Genomic DNA, 13494 nt, shown 5'->3' with positions numbered 1-13494 from the left:
ATCACTGCTTTTGTTCAGGAGCGAAGATCTTACCCGGATTCATGATGCCATTAGGGTCGAACACGGCCTTTATCGCCTTCATGCAGGCAATTTCTTCGGGGGAGCGGCTGTAGCCCAGATAGTCGCGCTTGGTCATGCCCACGCCATGTTCGGCAGAGATCGAGCCGTCATAGCGCTGGACGATCTCGAACACCCATTTGTTGACCTTGGTGCACGAGGCGAAAAACGCATCCTTGTCCATGTGCTCGGGCTTGAGGATGTTCAGGTGCAGGTTGCCGTCGCCGATATGGCCGTACCAGACCACTTCGTAATCGGGGTAGTGGGCGCTGACGATGGCATCGATGTCGCGCAGGAATGCTGGCACCTTGGAAACGGTGACGGAGATGTCGTTCTTGTAGGGCGTCCAGTGGGAAATGGTTTCGGACAGGTACTCACGCAGCTTCCACAGGTTGTTGAGCTGGGTTTCGCTCTGACTCATCACGCCATCGAGTACCCAGCCCTGTTCGACGCAGTGCTCGAAGGTGGCCAGCGCCTGCTCGGCAACCTGCTCGGTAGTCGCCTCGAACTCCAGCAAGGCATAGAACGGGCAGTCGCTGGCGAATGGCGCGGGCACGTCGCCTCGGGCCAGAATCTTGGCCAGGCCCTTGTCGGAAAAGAATTCAAAAGCGGTCAGGTCAAGCTTGCCCTGGAAGGCATGCAGCACAGGCATGATGGAGTCGAAATCCGGCGTGCCGAGGACCATGGCGGTGAGATTTCGCGGGGCGCGGTCCAGGCGCATGGTCGCCTCCACCACGAACCCCAGGGTGCCCTCGGCACCGATGAACAGCTGGCGCAAATCATAGCCGGTGGCGTTCTTGATCAGGTCTTTGTTGAGTTCCAGCAACTCGCCCTGACCGGTGACGACTTTCAGGCCGGCCACCCAGTTGCGGGTCATGCCGTAGCGAATCACCTTGATGCCGCCCGCGTTGGTGCCGATGTTGCCGCCGATCTGGCTCGAACCGCTGGAGGCTAAATCCACTGGATAGTACAGCCCCTGCTCCAGGGCGAAGGCTTGCAATTGAGCGGTGACCACCCCCGGCTGACACACCACGGTGCGGTCGAAGGCATTGAAGTCGAGAATCCGGTTCATCTGGTCGAACGCCACGACCACTTCGCCGTGCGCGGCGACCGCACCGCCGGACAATCCGGTGCGCCCGCCCGACGGCACCAGCGCAACCCCATGGACATTGGCCCAGCGCACGATGGCCTGGACCTGCTCGACCGATTTGGGAAACACGACGGCCGTCGGCGCTGGCGCGTAATGCTTGGTCCAGTCCTTGCCGTAGGCCTCGAGCGACGCCGGGTCGGTCAATACCTTGCCAGGGTCGACAAGGGCCATCAGTTCATCAATTACCGCAGGGTGGGTCATCGCTGCAACTCTCGACTTATTCATAGTCAGCCTGAGCAGTCTTCACCTGTCGGGATAAGCTCAGATTGTGTCGCGTATGCTAGCATAGCGCCCCCGCTGTTCATGCTAAGGACGCCCTGGCGCCTGGCATCACCCCTCGCCATTTTTTCTCCGGGATACAGGTTTACGCAGATGAGCAAGACTTCTCTCGACAAGAGCAAGATCCGGTTCCTTCTTCTTGAAGGTGTACACCAGAACGCAGTCGATACCCTCAAGGCTGCCGGCTACACCAACATCGAATACCTCACTGGTTCGTTGCCGGAAGCCGAGCTGAAGGAAAAGATCGCCGACGCCCATTTCATCGGCATCCGCTCGCGCACCCAGTTGACCGAAGAAATCTTCGACTGTGCCAAGAAGCTGGTCGCCGTCGGCTGCTTCTGCATCGGCACCAACCAGGTCGACCTGGAAGCTGCGCGCGAACGCGGTATCGCCGTGTTCAACGCGCCGTACTCCAATACCCGTTCGGTGGCCGAGCTGGTGCTTGCCGAGGCCATCTTGCTGCTGCGCGGTATCCCTGAGAAAAACGCGTCCTGCCACCGAGGTGGCTGGATCAAGAGCGCGGCCAACTCGTTCGAGATCCGCGGCAAGAAGCTGGGCATCGTCGGCTACGGCTCGATCGGTACGCAGTTGTCGGTATTGGCGGAAAACCTGGGCATGCAGGTGTACTTCTTCGACCCGCTGACCAAGCTGCCGCTGGGCAATGCGGTGCAGGTCACCAGCCTCAACGAGCTGCTGGGCCTGGCCGACATCGTTTCGCTGCACGTGCCTGAGTTGCCATCCACCCAGTGGATGATCGGCGAGAAGGAAATCCGGGCGATGAAAAAAGGCTCGATCCTGATCAACGCCGCCCGTGGCACCGTGGTCGAACTCGACCACCTGGCCGCCGCGATCAAGGACAAGCACCTGATCGGTGCCGCCATCGACGTGTTCCCGGTCGAGCCGCGCTCCAACGATGAAGAGTTCGAAAGCCCGCTGCGCGGCCTGGACAACGTGATCCTGACCCCGCACATCGGCGGCTCCACCGCCGAAGCCCAGGCCAACATCGGTCTGGAAGTGGCTGAGAAGCTGGTGAAGTACAGCGACAACGGTACATCGGTGTCGTCGGTCAACTTCCCGGAAGTGGCGCTGCCAGCGCACCCAGGCAAGCATCGCCTGCTGCACATCCACGAGAACATCCCCGGCGTGCTCAGCGAGATCAACAAGGTGTTCGCCGAAAACGGCATCAACATCTCTGGCCAGTTCCTGCAGACCAACGAGAAAGTCGGTTACGTGGTCATCGACGTCGACGCCGAATACTCCGACCTGGCTCAGGAAAAACTGCAGCAGGTCAAAGGCACCATTCGCTCGCGCGTACTGTTCTGACCTTTTCCGCGGCATGGTAGAGGGAGGCCCTGGTGGCCTCCCTTTTCATTTGTGCCGCAGGCTGGAGCAATCGTGGCCCCGAGGCATCAATATTTCAGTTAGGGTTAAACCTCGCCCAGGCTCGATGGTCATAGGCTGCGCTCGACCGCCTCAGGAAAAATGGCGGCGAAGGTTACTCATTGGATTCAAGAAAAAGGGGCACTCCATGCGTTCGACCATTGGCGTACTGCTGGCAGTACTGATCACGCCGCTGGCTCAGGCCGAACTGATAGACGAAATCGCCGACCGGGGGGAATTGCGCATTGCCGTGCAAGCCGATCACGCACCGTACTCCTTCAAGGAAAACGAGCGCCTCACCGGCTACGACATCGAGGTCGGTCAGGAACTGGCCCGCGAGCTGGACTTGCGCGCCGAATTCATCGAAGCGCCTGCGACAGAGGCCCTGCCAGGCGTGGAAACGGGCAAGTACGACATTTCACTGATGCCGTCGAGCGAGTCGCCGCCGGCCGGCGGGGCATTGGACGTCAGCCAGGCCTTCGGCGAGCAGAAAATGGTGATCCCGTTCCAGAAGGACAATCCGGCCTTCGAAAGCGCCGTGAACAACGCCTTGCAGCGCCTGAAAGACAGCGGCCGCCTGGCCGAACTCGAACAGAAATGGTTCTCCGCCACCCACTGAGGGGCGGGGGCAAGCTGCAAGCTAGAAGCAGGCCTGCGTACGCCGTGAAGCTTGTAGCTTGCCGCTCAAAAAAGCTCTGTGCCACGGCGGCGGAACCAGCCGGTCAGGGATAGGCGCTCGCGTCTGGCGGGCAGCACCTCGTGTGGAACTTCGCCAGACAGAAACACCGCCAGGCATCCGGCCACTGGCTCTACGTCGTGGTTGACATCGTTGGCCAGGAACATGCGCAGCTGGCCGCCGTGCTCCGGCTGCCAATCCTCGTTGAGGTACAGCACCGCCGAAACCATGCGCCGGTCATCGTCGCGGAAACGGTCCAGGTGACGGCGGTAGAAAGCGCCTGGTGGATAGAGCGCAAAGTGGCATTCGAAGTCTTCAAGCCCCAGGAACAAACCCTGGTTGATCGCCAGGCGCAACTGGTCCATTGCCGCCAGATAGCGGTCGCAGGCCTCGTCCTGGCCAGGATCGATCCACTGGATCTGGTCGCCGCGAATGCTTTCGCGCACCGCCTGGGCGTCACCGCGGCCGATGCCGGCGGGGTTGAGTTCGCCCTCTGCATCACGCCGCCGACACTCGGCCGCCAGCGCGCGCACCAGGTCGGCAGGCAAAAAGAGCGCCTGCTGCGACCAGCCATGGGTGGCCAGATCGTCAACGACGGCCGCAAGCATCGGGTTTTCAAGGGAGATGGGCATGGCGCGCATCATATCCATTCGCCCTGTCGGCGCACAGCGCCACTTGGCTGACAAGCGACAGGATTGCTCGACAAAACGACACTGCGCCACAGACAATAGCTGCCTGTCGACAGGAGTCTTGAATGCGCCGTCTGTTTTCCCTGCTTGTGCTGATGATCTGCACCATGCCTGCCTGGGCGGACAGCGTCGATCAACTGTACAAGGCCGCCGGTTGGCCCGACCAGCGTGCCCATTTCACCGATGCCGTCAGCGCAGCCCAGCAGCGCTACCACAACAGCCTGCCGCCAGCGGTGTACCAGGCGTTGGTCAGCAACAGCAACCAGCGTTTCCAGGCCCAGGCCATGGACAGCCGGGCCTTGGCCAAGCTGCGCAGCGCCCTGCCCGATCCGGCACCGGCCCTGACCTTCTTTCAATCGCCCCTGGGGCGCAAGATCGTCGCTGCCGAGCTGCTCGCCACGCGCAAGGATCAACTGGCCAAGAACGCCAAAGGCTTGCCGAAGATCCAGGCCAGCGACGACCGCCTGCTGATCATCGGCCACCTGGCCCAGGCCCTGCCGGCGCGTGAAGCCGGTGCCGAGGTCAGCCTGGCGATTGCCGGCGTCGCGGCCGACAGTCTCAGCTCGATGATCCCAGGGCTGTTCGGCGCGGGTCAGGCCCAAGGGCTGCTCGACGGGCAGCGCCAGCGCCTGATGAGCCAGATCGGCGAAGACCTCAACAACACCCTGCTGTATGTCTACCGCAACCTGTCCGATGCCGAGCTGGAAGCGTTCGCCACGTTCGCCGAGTCGGCCGAAGGCAGGGCCTATTATCAGGCTGCCATCGCCGCAGTGCGCGCTGGGCTGGCGGTCGGTCAGAATCCCACGCAGCCGTGATCAGCCCAGGCGCTGATCGATGAACTCGAAGTAGCGCTGACGGATGGCTGGCAGCTCATTGGCCAGGTGGTGACGGGCATCGGGCAGCATCAGGATCTGCGGCTCGGCGAACTTGCTTTTGAGCACCCGCAGGTTGTACGGCCAGTCCACGGTACCATCTGCCTGGCCCTGAATGATCAGCGGCTGCCGCGTGCTGCGCGGCGCCGCCTCGATGCGCGTGACCCAGTCGATCAAGGCCCCGACCCAGGCCGTAGGTAACCGCCGCGGCTGCAATGGATCGGCCTGCAGGAACGGCAGAAAATCCGGGTCGTTGCTGTTTTCGCTGAAGCGCCGCTCGATGCCGTCGACGAAATGGCGCAGCACCCGATAGCTGAACTTCGACCAGTGCCAGGCGCGCGGGCGGACCAACGGCGCCAGCAGGATTACCTGCCCATCGATCGGGCTGTGCACACCCTGGTGCAGCACATGATCTACCGCGATCGCGCCGCCGGTACTTTGCCCGCACAAGTGCCATGGGCGCGGCAACTGCAGGCTTCGAGCCTGCTCGAAAAGCCCTTCGAGCACCTGCTGATAGATTGCGAAATCGCTGATGCTGGCCCGTTCGCCACTGGACAGTCCGTGGCCAGGCAAATCGCAGCTGATTACCGCAAAGCCGCTGTTCAGTGCCCAGCTCACCACGTGCCCATAGAGCCCCATGTGATCGTAGTAACCGTGCAGGAGAAACACCGTGGCAACCGCCTGCGCTGGCAGCCAGGCCTGGGCGGCCAGCTCGAATCCCCCCGCTGAGAAACCACCCAGCCAGCGCTGCCCTGGCAGGTCCAGGCCATAGAACCGCTGATAGCGCTGGCCCTGTTCGGACACTGCAGCACGGGCAGCCAACGGCGCCAACTCGGCGCGCAGCAGGTCAGGGTGAAAGCTGGCGGGCATCGATTACATCCACAACTGGGCGAGAATTGATCTGCGATATTCAGCTCTGGCCGGCGGCGTGGCAAGCTTGAGCACTTTTCTTCTCGGGCCGCTGACGGCCCGCACTGCGGATCGAGCATGGCAAAGCGAATCAAACAGCTACTGGTGATTGCAGCGATCGGGCTGAGCGGCTTGGTGTTCTGGCTGGCCTACAGCAGCTTCCAGTCCCGCTACCTGCGGCCCTTCGACGAGCAGGCCACGCTATTCGACGGCAGCTTACTGCGCTTGCCTACGGAACTCGCCGGCCCCGGCCCGATCCGCGTCGTGCACTTCTGGGACCCGGCCTGCCCCTGCAATGTTGGCAACCAGCAGCACCTGGGCGACCTGATTACCCAGTTCGCCGGCCAAGGCGTGACCTTCCACGTCGTGCACAAGCCCGGCAGCCACGGCCAGTTGCCGGCCAACCTGAACAGCCTGCAGCCTCTCGCCTACCTGCCCGGCAGCGAACGACTGCCAGCATCGCCGGCGGTCGCCATCTGGGATCGTGAAGGGCATCTGGCGTACTTCGGCCCCTACAGCGAAGGGGCCGTCTGCAATGCCAGCAACAGCTTCATAGAGCCCATCATCAAGGCGCTGCTGGCGGGGCGCAAGGTCACTGCATCCAACACGCTGGCGGTCGGTTGCTACTGTTCCTGGGCGGGCTGACGCACCCGCGCCGGATTACCCACTACGGTTGCCCCCGGGGGCACATCACGCGTCACCACGCTCCCAGCCCCAATCACGGCGTTGTCGCCAACCGTCACCCCCGGCAGGATGATCGCCGCTCCGCCAATCCAGACGTTGTCGCCAATCACCACTGGCCGGCCACTCTCCAGTCCGCTGCGGCGTACTTCAGGGTCGAGCGGATGATCTGCCGCATAGATCTGCACGTTGGGGCCGATCTGGCAATCATCGCCGATGCGCACCGGCACCACGTCGAGGATCACGCAATTGAAGTTGATGAACGTGTTGCGCCCGACACTGATGTTGTAGCCATAGTCGCAATGAAACGGCGGGCGGATCACCGTGCCCTCGCCAACATGGCCAAAGTGTTCGGCGAGCAGGCCGTTGCGCGCCTCGTCGAGTAGCTCGACGCTGTTGTTGTAACGGTGCATCCAATGCTTGCTGGCAATCTGCTCGGCCTGCAGCTCGGGGCAACTGGCCAGGTACAGTTGACCACTGAGCATTTTCTGTTTTTCGCTGAGGGACATGGGTACTCCTACCGAGGGGCTATGCTCTTTTCGCGAATCCGTCGATGATCGGACAACAGTTTCCGCTCGAATGCACAAGGAGTCTCGATGAAGCGCAGCCTGTCAGTACTGGCCCTTGTAGTCGCCGTGGGCGCTGGTGCCGGTTATTGGTACATACACGGCAAGCTGCCACAACGCGCGGGCGAGGTCGCCGTGAAGGGTTTGCAGGCGCCGGTCACGGTGCGCTACGACAGCCGTGGCGTACCGCACCTGCAGGCGCAAGGCGAAGCGGACCTGTACCGGGCCCTGGGCTACGTGCATGCCCAGGACCGGCTGTTCCAGATGGAGATCATGCGCCGCCTGGCCCGCGGCGAGCTGGCCGAAGTCCTGGGGGCCAAGCTGTTGCCCACCGACACGTTGTTTCGCAGCCTGCGCATTCGTGAGCAGGCCGCGCTGATGGCGCAGCGCCAGGATCAGCAATCGCCCGCCTGGCAGGCCCTGCAGGCGTATCTGGAAGGCGTCAACGCCTGGCAGGCCAGCCACCCTCGGCCGGTCGAATTCGACCTGATCGGCATCACCCCTCGGCCCTTTACCGCAGAAGATACCCTGAGCATTGCCGGCTACCTGGCCTACAGCTTCGCCGCCGCGTTTCGTACCGAGCCTGCGCTGACCTACATTCGTGATCAGCTTGGCCCACAATACCTGGAGATCTTCGATCTGGACTGGGTCCCACAGGGGGCGCTGACCACGCCGCTGGCTGCCGGCGACTGGAAAAGCCTGGAAATGGTCGCCCGTGCGGGTCATGACGCCCTGCTGGCGGCGGGGATCCCGCAACTCGAGGGCAGTAATGCCTGGGTCGTCGCCGGCAGTCGGACCCGCAGCGGCAAGCCGCTGCTCGCTGGCGATCCGCACATCAGCTTTGCCGTGCCAGCGGTGTGGTACGAAGCCGAGCTGTCGGCGCCTGGTTTCAACCTGTACGGCTACTTTCAAGCATTGAATCCGTTCGCCCTGCTCGGCCACAACCGCGATTTCGGCTGGAGCCTGACCATGTTCCAGAACGACGATGTCGACTTGATCGTCGAAAAAACCAACCCGGCCAACGCCGACGAGGTCTTGATCGACGGCCAGTGGCAAGCACTGGAAAAGTCCGTGCAGACTATCCAGGTCAAGGGCGAACCTGCGGTCACGGTGAACCTGCGCCGCTCTGCCCACGGCCCCATCGTCAATGACGTGCTGGGCGAAGCTGCCGGTGCCAGGCCCATCGCCATGTGGTGGGCATTCCTGGAAACCGAAAACCCTATTCTGCAGGGCTTCTACCAGCTCAACCGCGCCGACACCCTGGACAAGATGCGCACGGCGGCCAGCCAGGTGCAGTCACCTGGGCTGAACTTCGTGTGGGCCAACGCCCGCGGCGATATCGGCTGGTGGGCAGCGGCGCAGTTGCCGATTCGCCCCGAAGGTGTCAATCCTGCGTTCATGCTTGACGGCGCCAGCGCAGAGGCGGACAAACTGGGTTTCTATCCTTTCAGTGCCAACCCTCAGCAGGAGAACCCGGCCAGCGGTTACATCGTGTCGGCGAACTACCAGCCGCCAGCGGCGATGCCGATCCCTGGGTATTACAACCTCCCCGACCGTGGCCGCCAGCTCGATCGTCATCTGGCCAACCCCCAGATACGCTGGGACACCGAGAACAGCCAGGCGCTGCAGCTCGACACAGCCAGCGACTACGGCCCGCGTACCCTTGCGCCGCTGTTGGCGACGCTGCGTCAGGTGGCCGAGGGTGACGAAGAAAAGGAGCTGGTCGAGCAGCTCGCCGGCTGGCGTGGCGACTATCCACTGACGTCCACCAGTGCCACGCTGTTCAACCAGTTTCTCTACGAGCTGGCCCACGGCGCCTTGCACGATGAGCTGGGCGATACCTGGTTCGCCCTGTTGCTCAGCACTCGCGCCATCGATGCCGCCCTACCCCGCTTGGCGGCCGACGCCGAGTCGCCCTGGTGGCGCAGCCGCGGCAGCGACCAGCCTGGAGAGCGTCCTGCCGTCGTGCGCCTGGCCTGGCACAACAGCCTTGCCCACCTGCGTGAAACCCTTGGCCAGGACCCAGCCAGCTGGCAGTGGGGCAAAGCCCATACCCTAACCCACAATCATCCGCTAGGCGTGCAGAAACCGCTGAACCTGCTGTTCAACGTCGGGCCGTTCGCCGCCCCTGGCACCCACGAGGTGCCCAACAACCTCTCGGCCAAACTTGGCCCTGCTCCCTGGCCGGTCAACTATGGGCCCTCGACCCGGCGCCTGGTCGACTTCGCCGATGCCGGTCAGGCACTGACCAACAACCCGGTCGGGCAAAGCGGCGTGCCTTTCGATCGGCACTTCTCGGACCAGGCCGAGGGTTATATAGAAGGCAGATACCAACGCGCGCAGTTGGGCGTGATCAGTGCGCAGAGTCGGTTACGTCTGGTACCTGCGCCTTGAGCAAACAAAAACGCCGACGCAAGCGCGTCGGCGTTTTTTTATCGGCTTAGCCAATCAGAACGCAGGCAGTACCGCACCTTGGTATTTCTTGGCGATGAAGGCTTTCACTTCCGGGCTGGTCAGCGCCTTGGCCAGCTTCTGCATGGCCTCGCTGTTTTTGTTGTCCGGACGGGCCACCAGGAAGTTCACGTAAGGCGAGTCGCTACCTTCGATCACCAGCGCATCCTTGGCCGGATTCAAGCCGGCTTCCAGCGCATAGTTGGTGTTGATCATGTCCAGGTCGACCTGATCCAGTACGCGCGGCAGCATGGCCGATTCGAGCTCGCGGAATTTCAGCTTTTTCGGGTTCTCGGCGATGTCTTTCGGGGTCGCCAGCGCATTTTTCGGGTCTTTGAGGGTAATCAGCCCAGCTTTTTGCAGCAGCAACAAGGCACGGCCACTGTTGCTGCCTTCATTGGGAATGGCGACGCTTGCCCCTTCAGGCAGGTCGTTCAGGCTCTTGACCTTCTTCGAGTAACCACCGAAAGGCTCGACGTGCACGCCGATCACCGTTTCCAGGTGGGTGCCCTTGCCTTCGTTGAAGCTCTGCAGGTATGGCAGGGTCTGGAAGTAGTTGGCATCCAGACGCTTCTGATCAACTTGCACGTTCGGCTGCACATAGTCGGTAAAGACCTTGATCTGCAGGTCCACCCCTTCCTTGGCCAAGGTCGGCTTGATCAACTCGAGGATTTCAGCGTGTGGAACTGGGGTCGCAGCTACCACCAGCTTCTCGGCGGCAGACGCCAGGCCGGCGAACGACAAGGCGGCGGCCAGTGCAGTGGTGATCAGGGTTTTTTTCATGGTGGTCCTTGTTCTGGATCGGGGCCATTGCGATGGCGAAGTCAAGTGCCCAACCGTTTCACCGCTGGGCGTGGAGCGGACGATACCGAGAATTCTTATGCCGCAACAATATCTTTTAATTAGCTGCTTATGCCAAAAACAAACTGCCATCACTCATTTTGCTTCTTAGCCTCTCTAGGGCGCCGGGTTGAGCGAATCCAGGTCATGGGGTTGCAGCTCTTCGCTGTCATTGACCAGCAAGGCGAAGTGGATGACGTTTTCCAGCTCACGCGTATTGCCGGGCCAGGTGTGTGCTTCCAATACCCGCTGCGCAGCCTCGCTGATCAGCGCCAGGGGCCGCTGCAAGCGTACGCTGTAAATGCCCACGAAATACTCGGCCAAGGGCAGGATGTCACCCGGCCGCTCCCGCAGCGGCGGTAGCTCCAAGGCGCCCTCACGCAGGTACTGATAGAGGCGTTCGTTGAAGCGCCCAGCCTTCACCACGCGGGCCAGGTCAATGCTGGTCGCGGCAACCAGGCGCACATCCACCGGCTGCGGTTGCTGCGCGCCCACCCGGGTGACCTCGCGGTTTTCCAGTGCGGCCAGCAACTTGCCCTGGATGGCCAGCGGCAGGTCGGCGATTTCATCCAGGTACAAGGTGCCGCCGTTGGCCGAGCCGAACCAACCAGCGCGGCTGCTGGCGGTACCGCCCTGGGTGCCTGCGCTGTAGCCGAACAATTCGGCATCGGCGTAGGTCGGGCTGATACCTGCGCAATTGACCGAAACGAATAAACCGGGACGATCACTGGCACGATGAATCTGCCGCGCCAGTAGCTCCTTGCCGGTGCCGGTTTCGCCGCGGATCAACACCGCAAGCGCCTGCGGCGCCAGTCGCTCCAGAGCCTGGCGCAGCTGCTGCGAGCGCGGATCGATGAACACCAGCGCCTTGGCGCGGATGCTCAAAGGGCTCTTGTCCAGTTCGGGAAACGTCAGCAGCGGCTGGCCGAAGGGATTTTGCACAGTCATGGGAAACTCCCGCCCGTGCCATGGCTGGCTGGGCGTCAGGCAATCGGTGAACGAAATCAGCCGGTCAGGCCAGGCGCAAGGCGCGCTGCTCGACACGGCTCTGCAAGCGATACAGGTAGGCGAAACCCTGCTCCCAGCGCTGGTGACCGGACTTGACGTTGATATGCCCAGCATTGCTCAGCAGCCCGACCTCAGCGCCCCAGGCCTGGGCCAGCAACAGCGCACGCGGCACGCTGACCGCCGGGTCGTTGTCGGAGCTCACCACTTGGCTGGGAAACGGCAGCGCCTGCAGCGGAATCGGCGCAAAGTTGCGCAGGGCAGCCGCACACCCAGGTCGCTCGACGTCCGCCGGCGCCACCAACAGGGCGCCGCGGACTCGGCGCAGCAAGGCCGGGCTTGCCTGCGCGGCCCAATGGGCGACCGTGACGCAGCCGAGGCTATGAGCGATCAGAATCACCGGCGTGGGTTCGCCGGCGATGGCTTGCTCCAGCGCCTGTACCCAGTCATCGCGCTGCGGGGTGAGCCAGTCGCGTTGCTCTACCCTGGCCCCGTTGGGTAGCGTGCGTTGCCAATGGCTCTGCCAATGATTGTCTGGCGATCCTTGCCAGCCCGGCACAATCAGGTAACGAATCGACTCATTGCGCATGGGGACGCCTCCAGTGTTTGCGTGCTTGGGCCCCAGTATAAAGCTGTGGTTATATCGGTAAAGGAATAAGAAGCTATTTATTAATAACCATAAGAGTTATTCAATCGGGGCTGCGCGACTTTCCCAGGACCGGGCCCACAAGCAAAAAAGAGGGCCAATCCCTGTCACGAGATATGGCCCCCAAACACCTTGCCTGAAGAAAATCAAAGCCCCTCAGCGCGCTGTGATAACCGCCAGCTTGCTGATGCCCGCTCGCTCGATGGCCGCCATGGCACGTGCCACTTCGCCATAATTCACGCCATCGTCAGCCTGGAGCTGCACGCGCACCTGGGCATCCTCCTGCTTGGCGGCCTTCAGCCGGCTTTCCAGTACCTGCGGCTGGATTTCATCCTTGTTGATGAACAGCTTGCCGCCGCCGTCGATGCTCACCACCAACGGATCTTTCTGCTCCACTGGGGCCACCGCCTCGGTCTTGGGCAGGTTGATGGGAATGGCGTTGGTCAGCAGCGGCGCGGTGACGATGAACACCACCAGCAACACCAGCATGACGTCCACCAATGGCGTGACGTTGATCTCGCTGAGCACTTCATCACCGTCCTGGGTCGAGAAGGCCATGTCAGGAGGCCTCCTTCACCGGCTGGGTGAACCCGGCCTGGTGCTTGTGCAGCGTAGGGTGCACCAGGACCCGGAAGGCACTCTTCTGCGCCAAGCTGTAGAAGTCGTGGGCGAAGTCATCCAGGTCGGCAGCCGTGAGCTTCAGGCGGCGCAGGAAATAGTTGTACACCAGCACCGCTGGCACCGCGACGGCGATACCCACACCGGTGGCGACAAGTGCGGCGCCGATGGGGCCGGCCACGGTTTCCAGGCTGGCGGAGCCGGCAGCGCTGATGCCCTTGAGCGCTTCCATGATGCCCCACACGGTCCCGAACAGGCCGATGAAAGGCGAAGTACTGCCGATACTCGCGACCACCGCCAGGCCGGTCTCCAATGAGCGACGTTCACGCACGATCTGCTGACGCAGCGCGCGCTCGAGGCGGTCCTGGTGATTGATGGCATGGCTCAGGTCGTTTGGCTGGGCGTCACCTACGGCGATCGCGGCGTAGCCTGACTGCGCCACGCGCGCCGCCGGGCCTGGCAGTTCGTGGCTCAACTGCGCTGCCGAATCGAGACTGGACGCCGCCCAAAACTGTTTGTGGAAACGTTTGTCCTGGTTCTTCAGACGCACGAACTGCACTGCCTTGGCCAACGCCAGGGCCCAGGTCGCGACCGAAAAACCGACCAACAGCCAGATGACTGCACTTTCAACCGATGCAAGGGGGGATGCCAACAAGCTCATGAGGGTGTCTTCCT

At 62.5% G+C, this 13494-nt stretch carries 14 protein-coding genes; 5 read left to right on the top strand and 9 right to left on the bottom strand.

Annotation, left to right across the window (positions count from 1 at the left end):
* Position 1: 1 nt before the first annotated feature.
* Entirely contained in the window at positions 2 to 1408 is a 1407-nt protein-coding gene (locus FS665_RS17605; protein ID WP_145191132.1) for an FAD-binding oxidoreductase, read from the bottom strand.
* A 171-nt stretch (positions 1409 to 1579) separates the two neighbouring features.
* Between FS665_RS17605 and serA the strand changes: the two genes are divergently transcribed.
* Together serA and FS665_RS17595 are read left to right on the top strand one after the other, a co-directional pair.
* The gene (gene serA / locus FS665_RS17600; RefSeq protein ID WP_145191129.1) at positions 1580 to 2809 is read left to right on the top strand and encodes a phosphoglycerate dehydrogenase; all 1230 of its coding nucleotides are present in this window, start codon (positions 1580 to 1582) and stop codon (positions 2807 to 2809) included.
* A gap of 205 nt (positions 2810 to 3014) precedes the next feature.
* Positions 3015 to 3485, top strand: a complete 471-nt coding sequence (locus tag FS665_RS17595; RefSeq protein ID WP_145191126.1) for an ABC transporter substrate-binding protein — start codon at positions 3015 to 3017, stop codon at positions 3483 to 3485.
* 65 nt (positions 3486 to 3550) lie between these two features.
* Here FS665_RS17595 and FS665_RS17590 read toward each other — a convergent pair whose 3' ends face one another.
* Positions 3551 to 4186: a 2OG-Fe(II) oxygenase gene (locus FS665_RS17590; protein WP_145191445.1), complete on the bottom strand. Its 636-nt coding sequence runs from the start codon at positions 4184 to 4186 to the stop codon at positions 3551 to 3553.
* Between the two features lie 110 nt (positions 4187 to 4296).
* On the opposite strand from FS665_RS17590, the gene FS665_RS17585 reads away from it, so the two are divergent.
* Complete coding sequence (locus FS665_RS17585; RefSeq protein ID WP_145191123.1) at positions 4297 to 5046, top strand: DUF2059 domain-containing protein; 750 nt, start codon at positions 4297 to 4299, stop codon at positions 5044 to 5046.
* Here the strand turns inward: FS665_RS17585 and FS665_RS17580 are convergent, their stop codons facing one another.
* Entirely contained in the window at positions 5047 to 5973 is a 927-nt protein-coding gene (locus FS665_RS17580; protein ID WP_145191120.1) for an alpha/beta hydrolase, read from the bottom strand. It abuts the gene before it with no gap.
* Between the two features lie 117 nt (positions 5974 to 6090).
* Here FS665_RS17580 and FS665_RS17575 point away from each other — a divergent pair, with 117 nt between their 5' ends.
* Positions 6091 to 6657, top strand: coding sequence for a DUF6436 domain-containing protein (locus FS665_RS17575; protein ID WP_145191117.1), 567 nt, complete (start codon positions 6091 to 6093; stop codon positions 6655 to 6657).
* Here the strand turns inward: FS665_RS17575 and FS665_RS17570 are convergent.
* The gene (locus FS665_RS17570; RefSeq protein WP_145191114.1) at positions 6636 to 7202 is read right to left on the bottom strand and encodes a sugar O-acetyltransferase; all 567 of its coding nucleotides are present in this window, start codon (positions 7200 to 7202) and stop codon (positions 6636 to 6638) included. The genes FS665_RS17575 and FS665_RS17570 overlap by 22 nt on opposite strands.
* 87 nt (positions 7203 to 7289) lie before the next feature.
* Between FS665_RS17570 and FS665_RS17565 the strand changes: the two genes are divergently transcribed.
* Complete coding sequence (locus tag FS665_RS17565) at positions 7290 to 9653, top strand: penicillin acylase family protein (RefSeq protein WP_145191111.1); 2364 nt, start codon at positions 7290 to 7292, stop codon at positions 9651 to 9653.
* A 54-nt stretch (positions 9654 to 9707) separates the two neighbouring features.
* On the opposite strand, the gene FS665_RS17560 is transcribed toward FS665_RS17565, so the two are convergent.
* The 5 genes from FS665_RS17560 to FS665_RS17540 all read right to left on the bottom strand — a co-directional run bounded on the left by FS665_RS17560 (position 9708) and on the right by FS665_RS17540 (position 13480).
* Positions 9708 to 10493 (bottom strand): MetQ/NlpA family ABC transporter substrate-binding protein, encoded by a 786-nt coding sequence (locus FS665_RS17560; protein ID WP_145191108.1) that lies wholly within the window; start codon positions 10491 to 10493, stop codon positions 9708 to 9710.
* A 174-nt stretch (positions 10494 to 10667) separates the two neighbouring features.
* Complete coding sequence (locus FS665_RS17555; protein ID WP_145191105.1) at positions 10668 to 11498, bottom strand: sigma 54-interacting transcriptional regulator; 831 nt, start codon at positions 11496 to 11498, stop codon at positions 10668 to 10670.
* Positions 11499 to 11562: 64 nt separating this feature from the next.
* Entirely contained in the window at positions 11563 to 12144 is a 582-nt protein-coding gene (locus FS665_RS17550; protein WP_145191102.1) for an alpha/beta hydrolase, read from the bottom strand.
* Positions 12145 to 12357: 213 nt separating this feature from the next.
* Positions 12358 to 12759, bottom strand: coding sequence for a biopolymer transporter ExbD (locus FS665_RS17545; protein WP_145191099.1), 402 nt, complete (start codon positions 12757 to 12759; stop codon positions 12358 to 12360).
* 1 nt (position 12760) lies between these two features.
* Positions 12761 to 13480 (bottom strand): MotA/TolQ/ExbB proton channel family protein, encoded by a 720-nt coding sequence (locus tag FS665_RS17540; RefSeq protein ID WP_145191097.1) that lies wholly within the window; start codon positions 13478 to 13480, stop codon positions 12761 to 12763.
* Positions 13481 to 13494: the final 14 nt, after the last annotated feature.

The sequence above is a fragment of the Pseudomonas sp. URMO17WK12:I11 genome (assembly GCF_007677725.1).
Lineage (GTDB): Bacteria > Pseudomonadota > Gammaproteobacteria > Pseudomonadales > Pseudomonadaceae > Aquipseudomonas.
Note: the sequence above shows the minus strand (reverse complement) of the source record. Positions and strands in the feature narration are given on the sequence as shown.